We start from the raw sequence: 19,360 nt of genomic DNA, 5'->3' as shown, positions 1-19,360 counted from the left end.
AGGAGAAAAAAATGTCTCTTCAAAAGTTAGAAAATTATAGTAACAAAACGGTCGTACAAGAGGAAGTTCAAATCTTGACGGATATGCTGGAAGATATCACGAAAAATATGCTTCCTGCTGAAACCTTTGATAAGATCATGCACTTGAAGGAACTTTCTTCAAAACTTGACTATCAAGGGCTAGATAAAGTAGTAACAGGTCTTTCAAATGATGAAATGGTCTACATTTCTAGATACTTCTCTATCTTGCCACTTTTAATTAACATCTCAGAAGACGTAGACTTGGCTTTCGAGATTAATCACCTAAATAATGTCGATCAAGACTATCTCGGTAAATTGTCAACAACGATCAAAATGGTGGCTGAAAAAGAAAACGCTGCTGAGATTCTTGAACACTTGAACGTGGTACCAGTTTTGACAGCCCATCCAACTCAGGTTCAACGTAAGAGTATGTTGGATTTGACCACTCATATCCATAATCTTTTACGTAAATATCGTGATGTGAGAATGGGACTCATTAACAAGGAAAAATGGCATAATGATCTTCGTCGCTACATTGAGATTATCATGCAGACGGATATGATTCGTGAGAAGAAACTAAAAGTAACCAACGAAATCACCAATGTGATGGAGTACTACAATAGTTCCTTCCTACAGGCTGTCCCTAACTTGATGCTAGAGTACAAACGTCTAGCAAAAGAGCAAGGAATTGATCTTAAACAAGCCAAACCAATTACTATGGGAATGTGGATCGGTGGAGACCGTGATGGAAATCCATTTGTAACAGCTGAAACACTTATGCGTTCTGCTACTATCCAAAGTGAAGTGATCTTGAACTACTATATTAGCAAGATTTCTAGTCTTTATCGTACCTTCTCTCTTTCAACGAATTTATCAAAAACTAGCAAAGCTGTTGAAGAAATGGCTGCTCAGTCTGGAGATACATCCGTCTTTCGTGAAAAAGAACCCTATCGTCGTGCCTTTCATTTGATTCAGTCCAAATTGATTCAAACTCTCTTGAATTTAAAAGAATGGTCTGTTGTTGGCTCGTCAGCTGATGAACGTCATCCTGTTGAACGTCTTCTTAGTACTCAAGGGCATCAACAAGGAGTGATTACTGACTATATTAGCAATCGACTTTCAGGAGCTATTCAAGAGCTGGCTGAAGATCGCCCACCATTTTACGAAACAGTTGAAGAGTTCAAAAAAGATCTATATACTATTAAGGATTCATTACTTGAAAACAAGGCAGAGTCCTTGCTTACAGGTGAATTTGCAGAACTTTTAGAAGCTGTAGAAGTTTTTGGTTTCTTCTTGGCTTCCATCGACATGCGTCAAGATTCAAGCGTTCATGAAGCCTGTGTCGCAGAATTGTTGGCATCTGCTGGAATCAATGACCACTATAGTGATTTATCAGAAGATGAAAAATGTGACTTGCTATTACATGAATTGTTAGAAGATCCTCGAATCTTGTCTGCAACTCATGCTGAGAAGTCTGAACTGCTTGAAAAAGAATTGGCTATCTTCCAAACTGCTCGTGAATTAAAAGATCGTTTAGGAGAAGATGTCATTCGTCAAACGATTATCTCTCATGCAACCAGCGTGTCTGATATGCTGGAATTAGCAATCATGCTAAAAGAAGTTGGTCTTGTGGATGCTGAAAAGGCGCGTGTTCAGATTGTACCACTCTTTGAAACGATCGAAGACTTGGATCATTCTGAAGAAACTATGAGAAAGTATTTCTCTCTACCACTTGCTAAGAAATGGATTGCATCTAAAAACAATTACCAAGAAATCATGCTCGGCTACTCTGATAGTAACAAGGATGGTGGTTATCTATCATCTTGTTGGACACTTTATAAGGCCCAACAACAATTGACAGCTATTGGTGATGAATTTGGAGTCAAAGTAACCTTCTTCCATGGTCGTGGTGGTACCGTTGGCCGTGGTGGTGGCCCTACTTATGATGCCATTGCTTCTCAACCACTCAAGTCAATCAAGGATCGTATCCGTTTGACTGAGCAAGGAGAAGTTATCGGAAACAAATACGGAAACAAGGATGCAGCCTACTATAACCTCGAAATGTTGGTTTCAGCAGCTATCAACCGTATGATTACCAAGAAGAAGAGTGATACCAATACGTCAAATCGCTATGAAGCCATCATGGATCAAGTAGTAGAACGTAGTTACGATATTTATCGTAAACTCGTATTTGGAAATGACCATTTCTATGATTATTTCTTTGAATCGAGTCCAATCAAGGCGATCTCAAGTTTCAATATTGGTTCTCGTCCAGCAGCTCGTAAAACGATTACTGAAATCGGTGGTTTACGTGCTATTCCTTGGGTATTCTCATGGTCACAAAGTCGTGTTATGTTCCCAGGTTGGTATGGAGTTGGTTCAAGCTTTAAGGAATTTATCGACCAAGATCCAAAAAATATTGAATATCTTCGTGATATGTATCAAAATTGGCCATTCTTCCAATCACTCCTATCCAACGTCGATATGGTCTTGTCAAAATCAAATATGAACATTGCCTTTGAATACGCTAAACTTTGTGAAAGTGAAGAAGTACAAGCAATTTACTATACCATTTTAGATGAATGGCAGTTGACTAAGGACGTTATCTTGGCTATTGAAGGCCATGAAGAGCTCTTGGCAGAAAATACCTATTTGAAAGACAGTCTCAACTACCGCATGCCTTATTTCAATATTCTTAACTATATTCAGTTAGAATTGATTAAGCGTCAACGTCGTGGTGAGCTATCTACAGATGAAGAAAGATTAATCCATACAACTATCAACGGAATTGCTACAGGATTACGTAATTCAGGTTGATACAAGCAAGATTTTCCAAAAACGTAGGGATTGGCTAAGTCTCAAGTTCAAGTTGGATAGCAAATAGCAATTTCCAAAGTAACTTGTAGCCCAAGTGTATTTTAGGATAGTTATTCATCCGATTATCAATGAAGGCGACTTCTTTAGGAGTCGTTTTCTTTTTTCTTTTAGGGAATCCTATACGAATCAGCCAGTTGTGATTATCATTAGTTCCCCTTTCCCAAGAGGCATAGGGATGATTTAATGTCTACTCTTTCGATCAGCCAAGAGAGGCAAACAGTTTTATTTCACCTTATAACTAGAACTTTATCTATCTCCTAATGACCATTCTCCTAGCTTAAATTATTGATGTTCGAAAAATTTTTCTTGGCTTTCTTTTAGTCAACTAAATATATATAAAACGAAATAGAGTATTAAATTCGTTTACAAGACCTAAATATAATGCTATTCTATATAGAGGAAAAGGCTTACAATTGTAAGTATGAAGATGAATCTAATTAGATTAGGAGAATAGTTATGATAGGTTGTTTAATAACTATTAGGCTGATGACTAGAGTTATGAATAGGAATAAATGAGTATGAATAGGAAACAAAAAGTTGGTCATGTTATTGTTGTAGCCATTATTATTTTATTGGGAGTGTTATTTTTCATCCAAAGATATTCTGCTTCGTCATCAAAACAATTTTCTATACAGTCAAATGTTGATTTTTATTTATTGGGATACCACAGTGTGGAGGGGTATAATTTTAAAGATAATTCATTTGAGAAAGTTTCTGATGAAAAAATAGAGATAGTAAAGGGCCAGATTAATCAAGTTGTTAAGCGTGCAGAAATTTCCAATCGTTATTTGCTATTTTCTGAAGAAGGTCCACCCTTAGGTGTAGTAGGTAGAATAATATCAGTTGATTTTGAAACTGGAAAAATTCACTATAATAAGACCACCGATTATGCTTTTTCAACAGCTGGCGTAAATCCAGATTACTATTTTACTTCTGAAGCAAATACATATGATAGTTTTATTGCAGTTTTTGATACAAATTTAAAGGAAGTAGATAAATATATTTTCAAAAATTCTGTTTTTGCTACAGATTTTTCAAACGATGGTGATAATATCTACTTTTTGGGAGTAGATGTTAACAGTAATGATAATTACCCAACCTACTTACATCATTTTTCACTAAAAAACAAAAAATTACAGTTTGAAAATAAAGAAATTCTCTATGATGATCCTAACTTGACTTATTTTTTTGACGATAGCATTGTGAAGGGTAAACAACTCTATTCAGTTTCCGGTGGATATCGAATTAACTCGACCAAGGAAAAAGTACTTTGGGGGAAAGTTTTTCACTATGATATGGAATCAGGACTTAAGGAATTTTTTGATTTAGATGAAATTGGTCCAGTTAACATTATTGAATTAGGAGAAAATTTGTTAGCAATTGAGCATGAGAGTAATGATTCAGGAAAAATTGCTTTCAGTCTATTTGATGTAACTAGTCATAAATCAAGCTTTGTCAATCTATCTCGATTTGGATTTTCAGCTGAAACAGACTACATAAAAGATATTAAGCTTCTCGATGATAATATTTTATTAGTTTTAGCTGGTAATAAATTAATTGCATATGATATAAATGAAAATACTATCATTCTTGAAAAAATTGTTGATGAAGATATGTTTCATATTTGGTTGAAATAATTTGCAAAATTATATAGATTTTTGTAATGTTACATTGTTAAGCCAATCCCCATAGGCATATGATTAACTTACTCTCTCTCTAATTTTACACTTTTTTAAAAATATTTTATGAAAACCCTTGACAAGTTTTAGTAAAATGATATAATTTAACCATTCAGAAAGTAATCATTGAAATTTTTTAGAGAGTCTGTGGTTGGTGAAAACAGATAGATGGAAGTGATGAAAATTGGGCTGGATGTTATTAAGAATTTGAAATCATAAGAATTCGGTGAGCACACCTTACAGTGCAACTCGTTTTTGCGAGTAAGAGCGATAGGACTAGTTCCTATAATTGAGGTGGCACCGCGCATCGACGTCCTCACACAAGTTTTTTGTGTGAGGACTTTTTCTATGGGGAGGAAAAATTATGGAAATCAAACGATGGCGTCGCTTGAATAAGTGATTGAATAAAAAAATAATAAGTTAAGAAGAAATAAGGAGAAAATTATGAAAAACAAACGTCTACTCGGTATTATCGTAGCATTAGCACTTGTAGTTGGTGGAAGCTTGGTATATTCTAGCTTAACGAAGCAAGAAACTAAAACTGAGACAGCAAATAAAACTGCTAAGGTTGGTGTTCTACAGTTTGTCAGCCACCCATCACTCGATTTGATTTACCAAGGTATCCAAGATGGACTTGCTGAAGAAGGCTATAAAGGTGACCAAATTAAAATCGACTTTATGAACTCAGAAGGTGACCAAAGTAAGGTTGCGACAATGAGTAAACAATTGGTGGCAAATGGAAATGATGTCGTTGTCGGTATTGCAACACCAGCAGCTCAAGGTCTTGCAAGTGCAACAAAAGACCTTCCTGTTATCATGGCAGCTATTACAGACCCAGTTGGAGCTAACCTTGTACAAAACTTGGAGAAACCAGGTGGGAACATCACTGGGGTGTCTGACCACAACCCTGCTCAACAACAGGTTGAATTGATCAAGACATTGACTCCTGATGTCAAGACGGTTGGAGCTCTTTACTCAAGTAGTGAAGATAACTCAAAATCACAAGTTGAAGAATTCAAAACTTATGCTGAAAAAGCTGGTTTGAAAGTAGAAACATTTGCAGTTCCTTCAACGAACGAAATTGCTTCAACAGTTAATGTTATGACTGGTAAAGTAGATGCAATCTGGGTTCCAATCGACAACACAATCGCATCTGCATTCTCAACTGTAGTATCAAGCAACCAAACAGCTAAAAAACCAATCTACCCAAGTGCAACTGCCATGGTAGAAGCAGGTGGTTTGGCATCAGTGGTTGTTGACCAACACGATCTTGGTGTTGCTACTGGTAAAATGATTGCTAAAGTCTTGAAGGGGGAAAAACCTGCAGATACACCAGTTAATGTCTTCTCAACTGGTAAATCGGTTATCAACAAAAAAGTCGCTCAAGAACTTGGAATCACAATTCCTGAATCAGTTCTCAAAGAAGCTGGTCAAGTAATCGAATAAGAATGAAGGAGGAGTTGGAGACATCTCCTCCAATTTTTAGAATAAAGGAAACGAATCAAACATGCTAATATCTATTATTTCACAGGGATTGGTCTGGGCTATCCTAGGTTTAGGAATCTTTATGACCTTTCGAATCCTGAACTTCCCAGATATGACAACGGAGGGCTCTTTCCCCTTGGGAGGAGCTGTAGCAGTGACTCTGATTACGCAAGGAGTCAATCCTTTTCTTGCGACTTTAGCGGCTGTAGGAGCAGGTTGTCTTGCTGGTTTAGCAGCTGGACTATTGTATACCAAAGGAAAGATTCCAACTCTTCTATCAGGAATTTTAGTCATGACTTCTTGTCATTCTATCATGCTCATGATTATGGGACGGGCTAACCTTGGACTCTTAGGAACAAAACAAATCCAGGATGTTCTTCCATTCTCATCAGAGGTTAATCAATTACTGACAGGTTTAATCTTTGTGACTTTGGTTATCCTTCTCATGCTTTTCTTCCTAGATACCAAACTTGGACAGGCCTATATCGCTACAGGGGATAATCCAGACATGGCTCGTAGTTTTGGTATCAATACAGGACGTATGGAGCTTATGGGCTTGGTCTTGTCAAATGGTGTAATCGCACTTGCTGGCGGACTTATCGCTCAACAAGAAGGTTATGCGGATGTCTCTCGTGGTATCGGTGTTATCGTTGTTGGTCTTGCTAGCTTGATTATCGGTGAAGTCCTCTTCAAGAGTCTTACCCTAGCAGAACGCTTGGTTACTATTGTAGTTGGTTCCATCAGCTATCAATTCTTGGTATGGGGAGTCATTGCTCTCGGCTTTAACACCAGCTACCTCCGTCTATACAGTGCCCTTATCCTAGCAACTTGCTTGGTAATTCCAACCCTTAAGGATAAATACTTGAAAGGAGTCAAGTTAAGCAAATGACAGCAATTGTAGAATTAAGAAATGCCACAAAAATTGTGACAAATGGCTTTGACGAAGAAAAGATTATTTTAAACGATGTTTCACTTGATATTTATGAACATGACTTCATCACAATTTTGGGTGGAAATGGTGCAGGCAAGTCAACCCTATTTAATAGCATTGCGGGAACTTTACCTTTAACCAGTGGTAGCATTCGTATCATGGGTGAGGATGTGACTCATTTTAGCCCTGAGAAACGTGCCAAGTATCTCTCTCGTGTCTTCCAAGATCCCAAAATGGGAACTGCCCCTCGTATGACCGTTGCAGAAAACCTCTTGATTGCAAAGTTTCGTGGGGAAAAACGTGGACTTTTTCCAAGAAAATTGTCATCCTATAAGGAAGAATTTCAAGCGACCATTGAGAAGGTGGGAAATGGTCTAGAAAAACACTTGGATACACCGATTGAATTTTTGTCTGGTGGACAAAGACAGGCTTTGAGTCTATTGATGGCGACCTTGAAGCGTCCAGAACTCCTTTTGTTGGATGAACATACAGCAGCCCTTGACCCTAAAACAAGTGTGGCCTTGATGGAATTGACAAATGACTTTATCAACAAGGACCATCTAACAGCTTTGATGATTACTCACCATATGGAAGATGCTCTCAAGTATGGAAATCGCTTGATTGTTATGAAAGATGGACAAATCATCCAAGATTTGAATAAGGATGAAAAAGCCAAGATGAAAATTTCCGATTACTATCAACTTTTTGAGTAGATAATTTTTAAATCAAGCATCCTTAAAAACTTAGAAGTAGGCTTTTGCTTCTAAGTTTTTTGGTGAATTTTAAATATTACTTTTTTCCTTTTCGTCAGTTTTACTTTAGAGTATAATCAGTATAAGAATCTTAAACATTGATAAAAGTAAGGAGATAAAAATATGGCTTACACACAAGAAGATTTTCAAGAATGGATTTTTCAAATTGGATTTAAGATGGACTATTTTACTAGGGAGTTTGCAGAGGAACAAGGCCTTCATTTAGACTATAGCATGAAGTCTTTGGATGATTTGGAGGCCTGGATCTTGGCTCACTACGAAGACCACCATGTTTTGATAGCAGACCGCCAGATGTTGGATTATTTGACCGTTTATATCGGTGAAACCTTCCGTAAGCATCTAGGAGGTAAATGGTTTATTGACCTTAAAAATAAAAAGAATGCCTATTATTCTATGCCTGTATTGACTGATCCATCCTATAGAGGAGAAGTTTATATAGCACCAATGACTTTTGCAACGGCTTGTATCAGTAGAAAAGATGGTCAGTATATTAGCAGAATATTGAAAAATAATCTCGAAGATCAAGTGAAATAGATAGTAATCAGATGTTTAAAACGTTAAAATAGAATAATGAAGGTATAAATGAAATTAGAACTAGAAACTAAAAATGAAGAATGGGTAGAAGTCTTTAAAGGTTTGATTCCTGTAGATAACTATAGGTTAAAGGTCTTGTTGACAAATTTGTCAGATGGTCAAGAAATTAGGCTGATTGGAGAACAGAACCGTTTTAAATTATCATGTTTTTGTTATGATGAAGCACGATTTTTTAGCAGGGAATTGTATTTATCTGCAATTTTGGATAAAGAGATGTTTAAAAAATTTGAAAAAAATAATTTCCAAAATATCATTTATGAAGTCAAAAATAGTCAATTAGTGAATAAACTCGGATATACAGCCTATGGTAGTGCAGGAACGCTGTATTCACAACATTATATCATCATAACTCAAGATAGTGTAGTGGAGATTCTTGTGTCAGCGAATTCTGAGTTAAGTATCAGTCAATACTAGAAAATTTGCTAAATAAACATGTACACCGCTGTAGTACAATTATCAGAAAATAGAACTTGGAGAATTGATATGGAAAAATGGACGAAAATTAAACCGGGCTTTATTCCTTTTGGTGACTATGGTATCGAGATAAATATAGATGGGGATACTCTAATTGCCTACTTGGAAGATTCAGAAAAATTTAAATTTACCTTTACAAAAGTTTGGGCTTTCCGTTCAGTCTACGAAAGTTTAGAATTAATAGATAGTTACTGGGAGCAAGGATTAGCAAAGAACAGACCACTTTATCTGACCAACTATATCTATGAAGTCGAGAATGCAGAATTTGGTGACTTGGTCGCTTCTGCAAATATAGTTAATAAAAAGCTCCATCACTACAAATTAATGTCGACGCATTTTTTAGTGGATATTGTATCTGAAAATGATGTAAAAGTGGAGAAAGTGACTAGCTAGTTTTATGAAATAGTCTCATGTAAAGTGTATGAAATGGTTTACTTTTTTTCAGAAATAAGCTATACTAGTTAGAGTAAACTGTGATAAAATGGAGGTATTGTCTATGGTTGACAAGAGACTCATCGAAGAGATCAAAAACAATACCAATATTGTCGAAATCATAGGAGAAGTGATTTCCTTACAAAAATCTGGACGGAACTTTTTAGGGCTCTGTCCTTTTCATGGTGAAAAGACTCCTTCCTTTAACGTGGTCGAGGATAAGCAGTTTTACCACTGTTTTGGATGTGGTCGTTCTGGAGATGTTTTTAAGTTTATCGAGGAGTATCAGCAGGTAACCTTTGCGGATGCGGTGAGGATCTTAGCTGAGAGACTTGGGATTCAGATGGCAGCGCCTGTTCAAGGTTCTGTACAGCCTAGGTCGCCGCATCAAAATCTCTACGATATGCATGACAAGGCTGCACGGTTTTATCATGCCATCCTCATGACAACTAAGATGGGTGAGGAGGCTAGGAACTACCTCTATAAACGTGGCTTAACAGATGATGTTCTAAAGCATTTTATGATTGGTTTGGCTCCAGCAGAACGCTCGTATCTCTATCAACGTTTAGCTGATGATTATAGCGAAAATGACTTGCTGGATTCAGGTTTGTTTTATCTATCTGAAAGTAACCAATTTTTTGATACCTTTCATAATCGCATTATGTTCCCGCTCTCAAATGATCAAGGAAAGGTGATTGCCTTTTCTGGTCGAATTTGGCAAGAGACCGATTCTCAAACGGGAAAGTATAAAAATAGTCGAGCGACGGCAATTTTTAACAAAAGTTACGAATTATATCATTTGGAGAGGGTAAAAAAAGGCTCGGGCAAGGCTCCTGAAATCTACTTGATGGAAGGGTTTATGGATGTCATTGCGGCTTATCGTGCTGGTATTGAAAATGCAGTTGCTTCTATGGGTACCGCACTGACGAGTGAACATGTGGAGCATCTGAAACGCTTTACTAAAAAGGTTATCGTCACTTATGACGGAGATAAGGCTGGGCAAACTGCCACAGCGAAAGCCTTGGATGAGCTTAAAGATTTACCTGTCCAAGTCGTCCAGATTCCTGACGCAATGGATCCGGATGAATATTTGCAGAAAAACTCTCCTCAAGACTTGGCTTATCTATTAACCAATACACGCATTAGTCCTGTTGAGTTTTACATTCATCATTTCAGACCTGAAAATAGTGAAAATCTACAAGCCCAGATTGAATTTATAGAGAAAATTGCCCCCTTAATCGCCAAGGAACCCTCTATCACAGCTCAGAATTCCTACATCCACATTTTGACGGATCACTTGCCATCTTTTGACTATCAGCAAGTCGAACATATTGTCAATGAAAGTCGTGTCAGACAGAGAAAGGAGAAGGTCAAGGAGACCTATAGTCCGAGTCCTGTCACTATGTCTGTTACCAAGCAGCTGACAGCAGTGATGAGAGCGGAAGCTCATATCCTCTACCGAATGATGGAACATCCCTTGGTGCTTAATGACTATCACTTAAGAGAGGATTTTATCTTTGAAACTCCAGAGTTTCAAACCTTGTATGGACTATTGATTGATAATGGAAGTATCTCATCTGAGGATTTGGCTCATCAGACCAGAGAAGTGGAGAGTGCTTGGTATCAAGTCCTAGCCTTAGATTTGCCACCTGAGATGTCCCCTCACGAGTTAGCCGAAGTGGAAGAGTCTAGAAAAAGAGCTCTTTTGAATCAGGAAAATCTGCAAATTAAAAAGAAAGTTCAGGAAGCTAGCCATGTCGGTGATACAGACACCGCATTAGAAGAGCTAGAACGCTTAATTGCCCAAAAAAGAAGAATGGAGTAAGAATGGCAACAAAACAAAAAGAAGTAACAACCTTTGACGTCCAAGTAGCGGAATTTATTCGCAATCATAAAAAAACTGGTACAGCAACTGATGATGAAATCAATAACGCCCTCGTAATTCCCTTCACTTTAGATGTGGAAGGTATTGAGAATCTTTTGCAACGCATTCAAGATGCTGGTATCTCAATTACGGACAACGAAGGAAATCCAAGTGCGCGTGTTTTGAGCACTGAGGAAGAACCAGAGTTGACTGATGAAGATTTGATTGGTTCAACCTCTGCTAAGGTCAATGACCCTGTCCGTATGTATTTGAAAGAAATCGGAGTTGTGCCTCTGCTTACAAATGAAGAGGAAAAAGAGTTGGCCCTTGCTGTTGAAGCAGGTGATATCGAAGCTAAACAACGCCTTGCAGAAGCTAACCTTCGTTTGGTAGTATCTATTGCTAAACGTTATGTTGGACGTGGAATGCAGTTCCTTGACTTGATCCAAGAAGGAAACATGGGCTTGATGAAGGCCGTTGATAAATTTGACTACTCTAAAGGGTTCAAATTCTCAACTTATGCGACTTGGTGGATTCGTCAGGCTATTACTCGTGCCATTGCTGACCAAGCTCGTACCATCCGTATCCCAGTTCACATGGTGGAAACCATTAACAAGCTTGTTCGTGAACAACGTAATCTTCTTCAAGAGCTGGGACAAGATCCAACTCCTGAACAAATCGCTGAACGCATGGATATGACACCTGACAAGGTTCGTGAAATCCTCAAGATTGCCCAAGAGCCGGTTTCTCTTGAAACACCAATTGGTGAAGAGGATGACAGCCACCTTGGTGATTTTATCGAGGATGAAGTGATTGAAAATCCAGTGGACTATACAACTCGTATTGTTTTGCGTGAGCAGTTGGATGAAGTGTTAGACACATTGACTGACCGTGAAGAGAATGTCTTGCGTCTCCGTTTTGGTCTTGATGATGGGAAAATGCGTACCTTGGAGGATGTTGGTAAAGTCTTTAACGTAACGCGTGAACGTATCCGTCAGATTGAGGCCAAAGCTTTGAGAAAACTTCGCCAGCCTAGTCGAAGCAAACCACTTCGTGATTTCATTGAAGATTAAGTTAAGGGAGAGTGAAGATGGCTTACACAGAAGAACAGATTGAAAATATCAAAACACGTATTTTGACAGCACTAGAAGAAGTGATTGACCCAGAGTTGGGGATTGATATCGTCAATCTAGGTTTGATCTATGAGATTCGTTTTGATGGCGATACAGGTGAGACTGAAATTGATATGACCTTGACAACCATGGGTTGTCCCTTGGCAGATCTTTTAACCGACCAAATCTATGATGCTATGACGGATGTTCCAGAGGTTACTAACGTTGAAGTCAAATTAGTTTGGTATCCAGCTTGGACAGTTGAGAAAATGAGCCGTTACGCTCGTATCGCTTTAGGCATCAAGTGAGTAAATTATAAAAAGAGAAATAGTGTAGACGCCAGGAAATTCCCAGCTTTTATGCTATCTCTCTTTTTATTTGCTGATTTTATTTGAAGAAAATGGTATAATGGTTACTATGGAAAAAGAGAAATTGCGCATCAATATGCTAAGTTCAAGTGAAAAAGTGGCGGGCCAAGGTGTGTCTGGTGCTTACCGTGAACTGGTACAGCTTTTAAAACGAGATGCGAAAGACCAACTGATCGTAACAGAAAATCTTCCAATCGAAGCGGATGTTACTCATTTTCATACGATTGATTTTCCTTATTATCTCTCGACCTTTCAGAAAAAACGTTCTGGGCGTAAGATTGGCTATGTTCACTTCTTACCTGATACCTTGGAAGGTAGTTTGAAGATTCCATTCTTCTTAAAGGGGATTGTCAAACGCTATGTATTTTCTTTTTATGACCGTATGGAGCATCTGGTTGTGGTCAATCCTACCTTCATTGAAGATTTGGTGGCTGCTGGAATTCCACGTGAAAAAGTGACCTATATTCCTAACTTTGTCAACAAAGAAAAATGGCATCCGCTTCCTATAGAGCAAGTTGAACAACTTCGTAAAGATATGGGAATTGATGAGAATCAGTTTGTAGTCGTTGGTGCAGGTCAGGTTCAGAAGCGTAAAGGAATAGATGACTTTATCACTCTAGCTGAGGAATTACCGGATATCACTTTTATTTGGGCTGGTGGCTTCTCTTTTGGGGGAATAACCGATGGTTATGAGCGCTATAAAAAGATTATGGATAATCCTCCTGAAAATCTAATTTTCCCAGGGATTGTAGATCCAGAACGGATGAGAGAACTCTATGCCTTGGCTGATCTTTTCTTGCTTCCAAGTTATAACGAGCTCTTTCCAATGACTATTTTAGAAGCTGCGAGTTGTGAAGCACCCATTATGCTTCGTGATCTAGATCTTTACAAGGTCATTCTTGAAGGAAATTACAGACCAACAAGTGATGTAGAAGAGATGAAAGAGGCTATCTTGGAATATCGAGAGCATCCAGAAACACTAAAAGAATTAAAAGAAAAGGCTAAGGCCATTTCAAGAGAATATTCAGAAGAGCATCTTCTTGAAATCTGGCTAAAATTCTATCGGGAGCAAGCAGCTTTAGGAAAAAAATGAGGTAGTATATGCGAATTGGATTATTTACAGATACTTATTTCCCGCAGGTCTCGGGTGTTGCGACCAGTATTCGAACCTTAAAAACAGAACTTGAAAAGCAAGGACATGCCGTCTTTATCTTTACAACAACAGACAAGGACGTTAATCGTTATGAAGACTGGCAGATTATCCGTATCCCTAGTGTTCCTTTCTTTGCCTTTAAGGATCGTCGTTTCGCCTATCGTGGATTTACAAAAGCTCTTGAGATAGCAAAGCAATACAAGCTGGATATTATTCATACGCAGACTGAGTTTTCTCTTGGTTTATTAGGGATTTGGATAGCGCGTGAATTGAAAATTCCAGTCATTCATACCTATCATACCCAGTACGAAGATTATGTTCACTATATCGCTAAAGGGATGTTGATTCGTCCAGGTATGGTCAAGTATCTTGTGAGAGGCTTCCTTCATGATGTTGATGGAGTGATCTGTCCAAGTGAGATTGTGCGAGACCTTCTATCAGATTATAAGGTCAAAGTAGAAAAACGAGTGATTCCTACAGGGATTGAGCTAGCCAAGTTTGAACGACCTGAGATTGGACCAAAACATATCGCCGACTTACGGGTTAAACTAGGTATTAAGGAAGATGAAAAGATGCTTCTTAGCCTTTCACGTGTCTCTTACGAGAAGAATATTCAAGCCGTTCTGGCAGCATTTCCAGATGTTCTAAAAGAAGAGCAAAATGTTAAATTAGTCGTAGCTGGAGATGGTCCTTATCTGGAAAATCTCAAGGAGCAAGCATCAGATTTACGGATTCAAGATTCTGTTATCTTTACTGGTATGATTGCTCCAAGTGAGACCGCACTTTACTATAAGGCTGCTGACTTCTTTATCTCAGCTTCAACTAGTGAAACTCAAGGCTTGACCTATCTTGAAAGTCTTGCAAGTAAGACTCCGGTAATAGCTCATGGAAATCCCTATCTTGATAACCTCATCAATCATAAAATGTTTGGAACGCTTTATTATGAAGAGAGAGATCTAGCAGGGGCTATTTTAGAAGCTTTAATTGCAACTCCAAAGATGGATGAGAAACTTTTGGCTGAAAAATTGTATGAAATTTCAGCTGAGAATTTTGCTAAGAGAGTGCATGAATTCTATCTAGATGTTACTATTTCAAATAATTTTGAAAAAGAATTGACTGCAGATGAACCTGTTACGAAACGCATTTTAAAGACAGTATTCTATATACCACAACAAGCAGTGTCTATGCCGGTCAAGGGTTCAAGACGTATGTTGAAAGCTTCTAGAAAACAGTTGAGTCATTTAAGAAAATATTTGAACGATTAATCGAATCAAAGAAAGGAAATAAAAAAATGAAAAAGAAATTTATGAGAAGTGGTAGAGATCAAAAAATCGGTGGTGTATGCGCTGGTTTAGCTAATTATTTTGATATTGACCCTACAATTGTACGTGTGATTTGGGGAGTTCTAGCTTTCTGTTATGGTGCTGGACTTATTGCTTACTTGATCTTGTGGGCAATCGCTCCTGTATCAGATGAATTTTAAGATTAGAGTATTATAGTAAAGGAGAAAAAATGGCATTTGGTGATAATGGGAAACGTAAAAAAACTTTCTTTGAAAAACTAACAATGTTTGTCGTGTTAATCATGTTATTTGTAACCCTAGCAGGTATCTTTGCTACAGCCATTGGTGTATTTAGCAGATTTTAAAATGCTAGATTTTCTAGCAAGTAGTAATAGTTGGTGACTGGGATTTCCCAGCCCTTTTTAGAGTGAGAAAAGAATATGAGTATGTTTTTAGATACAGCCAAGATCAAGGTCAAGGCTGGAAATGGTGGCGATGGGATGGTTGCCTTTCGCCGTGAAAAATACGTCCCTAATGGCGGTCCATGGGGAGGTGATGGAGGCCGTGGTGGTAACGTTGTCTTTGTTGTAGATGAAGGTTTACGTACCCTGATGGACTTCCGTTACAATCGTCATTTCAAAGCCCAATCGGGTGAAAAAGGGATGACCAAAGGAATGCATGGTAGAGGAGCAGAGGACTTGATTGTTCGAGTGCCTCAGGGTACAACTGTACGTGATGCAGAAACTGGAAAAGTTATCACTGACTTGATTGAGCACGGCCAAGAGTTTATCGTTGCTCACGGTGGTCGAGGTGGCCGTGGAAATATACGTTTTGCAACACCCAAAAATCCTGCTCCTGAGATTTCTGAGAATGGAGAACCTGGTCAGGAGCGCGAGTTACAGTTAGAACTTAAAATTCTTGCTGATGTTGGTTTGGTTGGATTCCCTTCAGTTGGAAAATCAACTTTGCTCAGCGTAATTACCTCTGCAAAACCTAAAATTGGTGCCTACCACTTTACCACGATTGTACCAAATCTTGGTATGGTCCGTACTCAATCAGGTGAGTCCTTTGCAGTGGCAGACCTCCCTGGATTGATTGAAGGTGCTAGTCAAGGCGTGGGCTTGGGAACTCAGTTTCTTCGCCATATTGAGCGTACTCGCGTTATCCTTCACATCATCGATATGTCAGCCAGTGAAGGTCGCGATCCTTACGAAGATTATCTAGCTATTAACAAAGAGTTGGAATCTTACAATCTTCGTCTCATGGAACGTCCCCAAATCATTGTTGCTAATAAGATGGATATGCCAGAGAGTCAGGAAAACCTTGAAGAATTCAAGAAAAAATTGGCAACTAACTTTGATGAGTTCGAGGAATTACCAGCGATTTTCCCAATCTCAGGTTTGACCAAGCAAGGTCTTGCACCTTTATTAGATGCAACGGCAGAACTTCTTGATAAGACCCCAGAATTCCTTCTTTATGATGAGTCAGAAATGGAAGAAGAAGTTTATTATGGCTTTGATGAAGAAGAAAAACCATTTGAAATTAGTCGTGATGATGATGCAACTTGGGTACTTTCAGGTGAAAAACTCATCAAACTCTTTAACATGACTAACTTTGACCGCGATGAGTCTGTTATGAAATTTGCTCGTCAGTTGCGTGGTATGGGAGTTGATGAAGCTCTTCGTGCTCGTGGTGCCAAGGATGGAGATTTAGTTCGTATCGGTAAGTTTGAGTTTGAATTTGTAGACTAGGAGATAGCGATGGGAGATAAACCGATATCTTTCCGAGATGCTGATGGAAATTTTGTTTCTGCAGCAGATGTCTGGAATGAGAAGAAGTTAGAAGAACTGTTTAATCGCCTCAATCCAAATCGTGCTTTGAGACTAGCAAGAACTAAAAAGCAAGCTGAAAATAACAAATCATAAAATAAACCCGTGATGATTATCATCACGGGTTTTCTGGTTTACTGACTACTTTTGGAATGGAATTTCAAGACTAGACTGTGCAAGGTCGACAGTCAAGTGATAGTCTGTATTGTCACGTACAGTAATCTCAAAGTCAGTAGTATAAAGAACGAGTCGGATTGTATCGTCTTTTTCTAGTTTGTAAATTGTTGGTTGGAGTTCAAATTGGAATTCCATCCATTCATCTGGCTTGACTTCTTCAATTTTCAATAAATCATGACGATTTTGAAGATTGAGATAGCCTTTGGTGATAACACGCTGTGCATTTGGGCTAAATGGTAGTTCGCAAAGGTTTTCCAGCATATGGTAACGGCCATTATCAATAGTACGAGCAGCCAAAACTCCTGGATATGGTTGTAGGTATTTCTTTTGACCAAGTTCGAGAAGTTGGGCAGATAGTAAGCCTTTGTTTGTACTTGATTTGAGACGGAGGTTTAGTTTAACACGCCCATTGAGATGAAGTTCTTCTGTCACTGGCAGGTCAATCGTAACTTGATTGACTTTCCCTTGATAGAGTTCATTGTTAAAGGTTTGATAGGTTTTTCCAAAACGTTCAAAGTCTGAGTCTTGATAGTGGTTTTGAATGACAGCTTCTTCAGTACCTAATGTGAAAGTTTTTTGGTCAGTTTGATTTCCGAAATCATCTAATGTCATCCATGTTTGAGGAGCTGTATTATCTTGCCAAACGACTCTTGGAAGTCGGTAATCAGTTTCATGCCCCAATAATTTCTGCGTCAAAAGAGCATTCATGGATTCACGGAAATCAATAGACTGCCAATTGTTCATATATACATGGGCACCGTTATGATAAAAGAGATGTTTCTTAATATTGCTTGGAAGAGCATTGAACATTTTATAGACATGTAGTGGTTTGACATTCCAGTCTTGTGAACCGTGAGTAAAGACAACTTCAGCCTTAACCTTAGAAGCGTTAAGGAGGTAGTTTCTGTCATGCCAAAATTGGTTATAATCCCCAGTTTTACGGTCTAGATTTTTCTTCAGTTCTTCTATAGAATCTTTATGAGCCTCGTTTCCACGAATATAGTCACCAGCTAAGAGATTACGAGAATAAGTTAATTCATCTAATGAATCGAAGTCCTCCCCTGGATAGCCACCAGGGCTTGTTACCAGACCATTTTCTCGGTAATAGTTGTACCAAGAAGAAATACCGGCTTCAGCAATGATGACCTCTAAACCATCAACTCCTGTAGTAGCAAGACCATTAGACATTGTTCCTAGATAAGAAAGACCAGTAGTTGCTACCTTACCATTGGACCAGTCAGCCTTGACTTGACGTTTACGATTATGGTCTGTAAAGGCGCGACAACGGCCATTGAGCCAATCAATGACATTTTTATAGGCTTCAACTTGTCGGTAGTCACCATTAGTCATCTGACCTTGAGAATCCTTTGTACCAAGACCAGATACGTAGATATTTGCAAATCCTCTTGGAAGGAAGTAGTCGTTAAGTGTGTAGCTGCTATTGATATGAGTGAGTTTTTCTTCAGCTTCTAGAACGAGGTCTGCTTGGCCAACAGGCTCAATAAAACTAATCCTTGGCTCTTCTAAGCTAATCTCGTGTGGTTCTTTGACTTCTAGTTCAGCTTCCATTTTGTAAAGTGCCTTATCACTAGCTTTATCATTGGTTCCTTGATGGTAAGGACTTGCAGTCATGACTGCTGGAATTTTGCCATTGTAAGTCGGACGGATGATGCTAACCTTGACTAAATCAGGTAGACCATCATTATCAGAATCAATACGAGTTTCTACATAAACAACTTCACGAATAACATTGTTAGTTGAGAAAGTAGCCAAACTCTTTCCATTGAAGTAGTGGTAATCATTGTCCTCAGGGATAAGACCATCACTAACTAGCTGATCAATCAAGGTATTTCCCTTTTTAGTGCGCGTGTTAAGGAGTTGATAGAGATTGTCAATCAAATCTCCGTATACAATAGGAAATGCCGTTTCTTTATGAAAAGCTAGACCATCTTCAAAGTCTATTAAGTAGTTGAAACCAAGTAACTGAAAGGCAACAGTATAGAAAATTTCTGAAGTTAATTCACGATCAGAATTGAAGAAAGTGAGTAGATCAGTTTCTTTGTCAACCGCTAAAGTTGAGAGGGGATAATCCGTATTTTTGTAATTGAAAAAATAAGTTCTAACAAAAGCTTCAAACTGTTCTTTATCAGAATTTGATTGATCAAGCTTGAACCCAAGGTTGGATAATTCCTGTAAAGCTTCTTGCTGGCTTACAGGATAGTAACTGAATTGATTAAAACGCATAGATGCCTCCTTTGAAGAATCATTAAATTTATTATATCAAAAAAGAAGGGAAAATGATAGAATCAG

The 19,360-nt window shown here is 38.3% G+C and carries 18 protein-coding genes and 1 pseudogene; 17 read left to right on the top strand and 2 right to left on the bottom strand.

Annotated features, from left to right (window positions below):
* The first annotated feature begins 11 nt into the window (after positions 1-11).
* Entirely contained in the window at positions 12-2,837 is a 2,826-nt protein-coding gene (gene ppc, locus HMPREF2619_RS04630) for a phosphoenolpyruvate carboxylase (protein ID WP_070459437.1), read from the top strand.
* Here ppc and HMPREF2619_RS11585 read toward each other — a convergent pair.
* A pseudogene (locus tag HMPREF2619_RS11585) lies at positions 2,829-3,075 on the bottom strand (hypothetical protein); the annotation flags it as partial. The gene ppc and the pseudogene HMPREF2619_RS11585 overlap by 9 nt on opposite strands.
* A 340-nt stretch (positions 3,076-3,415) precedes the next feature.
* Between HMPREF2619_RS11585 and HMPREF2619_RS10750 the strand changes: the two are divergent.
* From HMPREF2619_RS10750 to HMPREF2619_RS04550, 16 genes are all read left to right on the top strand, one after another.
* Positions 3,416-4,534, top strand: coding sequence for a hypothetical protein (locus HMPREF2619_RS10750; RefSeq protein WP_083279592.1), 1,119 nt, complete (start codon positions 3,416-3,418; stop codon positions 4,532-4,534).
* Positions 4,535-5,020: 486 nt separating this feature from the next.
* The gene (gene trpX, locus HMPREF2619_RS04620; protein ID WP_070459434.1) at positions 5,021-6,022 is read left to right on the top strand and encodes a tryptophan ABC transporter substrate-binding protein; all 1,002 of its coding nucleotides are present in this window, start codon (positions 5,021-5,023) and stop codon (positions 6,020-6,022) included.
* Positions 6,023-6,083: 61 nt separating this feature from the next.
* Positions 6,084-6,950, top strand: a complete 867-nt coding sequence (locus tag HMPREF2619_RS04615; protein WP_070459431.1) for an ABC transporter permease — start codon at positions 6,084-6,086, stop codon at positions 6,948-6,950.
* Entirely contained in the window at positions 6,947-7,705 is a 759-nt protein-coding gene (locus HMPREF2619_RS04610) for an ABC transporter ATP-binding protein (RefSeq protein WP_070459428.1), read from the top strand. The genes HMPREF2619_RS04615 and HMPREF2619_RS04610 overlap by 4 nt, the downstream gene beginning before the upstream one ends.
* A 162-nt stretch (positions 7,706-7,867) precedes the next feature.
* On the top strand, positions 7,868-8,299 hold the full coding sequence (locus HMPREF2619_RS04605; protein WP_070459425.1) for a hypothetical protein: 432 nt from the start codon (positions 7,868-7,870) through the stop codon (positions 8,297-8,299).
* Positions 8,300-8,347: 48 nt separating this feature from the next.
* Positions 8,348-8,773, top strand: coding sequence for a hypothetical protein (locus HMPREF2619_RS04600; RefSeq protein WP_070459422.1), 426 nt, complete (start codon positions 8,348-8,350; stop codon positions 8,771-8,773).
* A 69-nt stretch (positions 8,774-8,842) separates the two neighbouring features.
* On the top strand, positions 8,843-9,226 hold the full coding sequence (locus tag HMPREF2619_RS04595; protein ID WP_070459417.1) for a hypothetical protein: 384 nt from the start codon (positions 8,843-8,845) through the stop codon (positions 9,224-9,226).
* Between the two features lie 103 nt (positions 9,227-9,329).
* A complete protein-coding gene (gene dnaG, locus HMPREF2619_RS04590) occupies positions 9,330-11,090 on the top strand; it encodes a DNA primase (RefSeq protein WP_070459414.1) in 1,761 nt (586 codons plus the stop codon).
* Positions 11,091-11,092: 2 nt separating this feature from the next.
* Positions 11,093-12,202, top strand: coding sequence for an RNA polymerase sigma factor RpoD (gene rpoD / locus HMPREF2619_RS04585; protein ID WP_000201894.1), 1,110 nt, complete (start codon positions 11,093-11,095; stop codon positions 12,200-12,202).
* Positions 12,203-12,219: 17 nt separating this feature from the next.
* Positions 12,220-12,549: a metal-sulfur cluster assembly factor gene (locus HMPREF2619_RS04580; protein ID WP_000331926.1), complete on the top strand. Its 330-nt coding sequence runs from the start codon at positions 12,220-12,222 to the stop codon at positions 12,547-12,549.
* Between the two features lie 100 nt (positions 12,550-12,649).
* Entirely contained in the window at positions 12,650-13,702 is a 1,053-nt protein-coding gene (locus HMPREF2619_RS04575) for a glycosyltransferase family 4 protein (protein WP_261673717.1), read from the top strand.
* Between the two features lie 8 nt (positions 13,703-13,710).
* A complete protein-coding gene (locus HMPREF2619_RS04570) occupies positions 13,711-15,027 on the top strand; it encodes a glycosyltransferase family 4 protein (protein WP_070459411.1) in 1,317 nt (438 codons plus the stop codon).
* 26 nt (positions 15,028-15,053) lie between these two features.
* Entirely contained in the window at positions 15,054-15,245 is a 192-nt protein-coding gene (locus HMPREF2619_RS04565; RefSeq protein WP_000726417.1) for a PspC domain-containing protein, read from the top strand.
* A gap of 29 nt (positions 15,246-15,274) precedes the next feature.
* Entirely contained in the window at positions 15,275-15,409 is a 135-nt protein-coding gene (locus HMPREF2619_RS04560) for a DUF4044 domain-containing protein (protein WP_000863850.1), read from the top strand.
* 75 nt (positions 15,410-15,484) lie between these two features.
* On the top strand, positions 15,485-16,795 hold the full coding sequence (gene obgE / locus HMPREF2619_RS04555) for a GTPase ObgE (RefSeq protein ID WP_045763293.1): 1,311 nt from the start codon (positions 15,485-15,487) through the stop codon (positions 16,793-16,795).
* Positions 16,796-16,804: 9 nt separating this feature from the next.
* Positions 16,805-16,969 carry a hypothetical protein gene (locus HMPREF2619_RS04550; protein ID WP_049502767.1) on the top strand — a complete coding sequence of 55 codons (165 nt, stop codon included), beginning with the start codon at positions 16,805-16,807 and terminating at the stop codon, positions 16,967-16,969.
* 45 nt (positions 16,970-17,014) lie between these two features.
* On the opposite strand, the gene HMPREF2619_RS04545 is transcribed toward HMPREF2619_RS04550, so the two are convergent.
* Positions 17,015-19,294: a Xaa-Pro dipeptidyl-peptidase gene (locus tag HMPREF2619_RS04545; protein ID WP_070459408.1), complete on the bottom strand. Its 2,280-nt coding sequence runs from the start codon at positions 19,292-19,294 to the stop codon at positions 17,015-17,017.
* Between the last annotated feature and the right edge of the window lie 66 nt (positions 19,295-19,360).

The sequence above is a fragment of the Streptococcus sp. HMSC074B11 genome (assembly GCF_001808705.1).
Lineage (GTDB): Bacteria > Bacillota > Bacilli > Lactobacillales > Streptococcaceae > Streptococcus.
Note: the sequence above shows the minus strand (reverse complement) of the source record. Positions and strands in the feature narration are given on the sequence as shown.

Excerpts from the sequence above, each read along its gene's own strand:
- ppc (WP_070459437.1), top strand. The coding sequence starts at position 12 with ATGTCTCTTCAAAAGTTAGAAAATTATAGTAACAAAACGGTCGTACAA.
- HMPREF2619_RS10750 (WP_083279592.1), top strand. The coding sequence starts at position 3,416 with ATGAATAGGAAACAAAAAGTTGGTCATGTTATTGTTGTAGCCATTATT.
- trpX (WP_070459434.1), top strand. The coding sequence starts at position 5,021 with ATGAAAAACAAACGTCTACTCGGTATTATCGTAGCATTAGCACTTGTA.
- HMPREF2619_RS04615 (WP_070459431.1), top strand. The coding sequence starts at position 6,084 with ATGCTAATATCTATTATTTCACAGGGATTGGTCTGGGCTATCCTAGGT.
- HMPREF2619_RS04610 (WP_070459428.1), top strand. The coding sequence starts at position 6,947 with ATGACAGCAATTGTAGAATTAAGAAATGCCACAAAAATTGTGACAAAT.
- HMPREF2619_RS04605 (WP_070459425.1), top strand. The coding sequence starts at position 7,868 with ATGGCTTACACACAAGAAGATTTTCAAGAATGGATTTTTCAAATTGGA.
- HMPREF2619_RS04600 (WP_070459422.1), top strand. The coding sequence starts at position 8,348 with ATGAAATTAGAACTAGAAACTAAAAATGAAGAATGGGTAGAAGTCTTT.
- HMPREF2619_RS04595 (WP_070459417.1), top strand. The coding sequence starts at position 8,843 with ATGGAAAAATGGACGAAAATTAAACCGGGCTTTATTCCTTTTGGTGAC.
- dnaG (WP_070459414.1), top strand. The coding sequence starts at position 9,330 with ATGGTTGACAAGAGACTCATCGAAGAGATCAAAAACAATACCAATATT.
- rpoD (WP_000201894.1), top strand. The coding sequence starts at position 11,093 with ATGGCAACAAAACAAAAAGAAGTAACAACCTTTGACGTCCAAGTAGCG.
- HMPREF2619_RS04580 (WP_000331926.1), top strand. The coding sequence starts at position 12,220 with ATGGCTTACACAGAAGAACAGATTGAAAATATCAAAACACGTATTTTG.
- HMPREF2619_RS04575 (WP_261673717.1), top strand. The coding sequence starts at position 12,650 with ATGGTTACTATGGAAAAAGAGAAATTGCGCATCAATATGCTAAGTTCA.
- HMPREF2619_RS04570 (WP_070459411.1), top strand. The coding sequence starts at position 13,711 with ATGCGAATTGGATTATTTACAGATACTTATTTCCCGCAGGTCTCGGGT.
- HMPREF2619_RS04565 (WP_000726417.1), top strand. The coding sequence starts at position 15,054 with ATGAAAAAGAAATTTATGAGAAGTGGTAGAGATCAAAAAATCGGTGGT.
- HMPREF2619_RS04560 (WP_000863850.1), top strand. The coding sequence starts at position 15,275 with ATGGCATTTGGTGATAATGGGAAACGTAAAAAAACTTTCTTTGAAAAA.
- obgE (WP_045763293.1), top strand. The coding sequence starts at position 15,485 with ATGAGTATGTTTTTAGATACAGCCAAGATCAAGGTCAAGGCTGGAAAT.
- HMPREF2619_RS04550 (WP_049502767.1), top strand. The coding sequence starts at position 16,805 with ATGGGAGATAAACCGATATCTTTCCGAGATGCTGATGGAAATTTTGTT.
- HMPREF2619_RS04545 (WP_070459408.1), bottom strand. The coding sequence starts at position 19,294 with ATGCGTTTTAATCAATTCAGTTACTATCCTGTAAGCCAGCAAGAAGCT.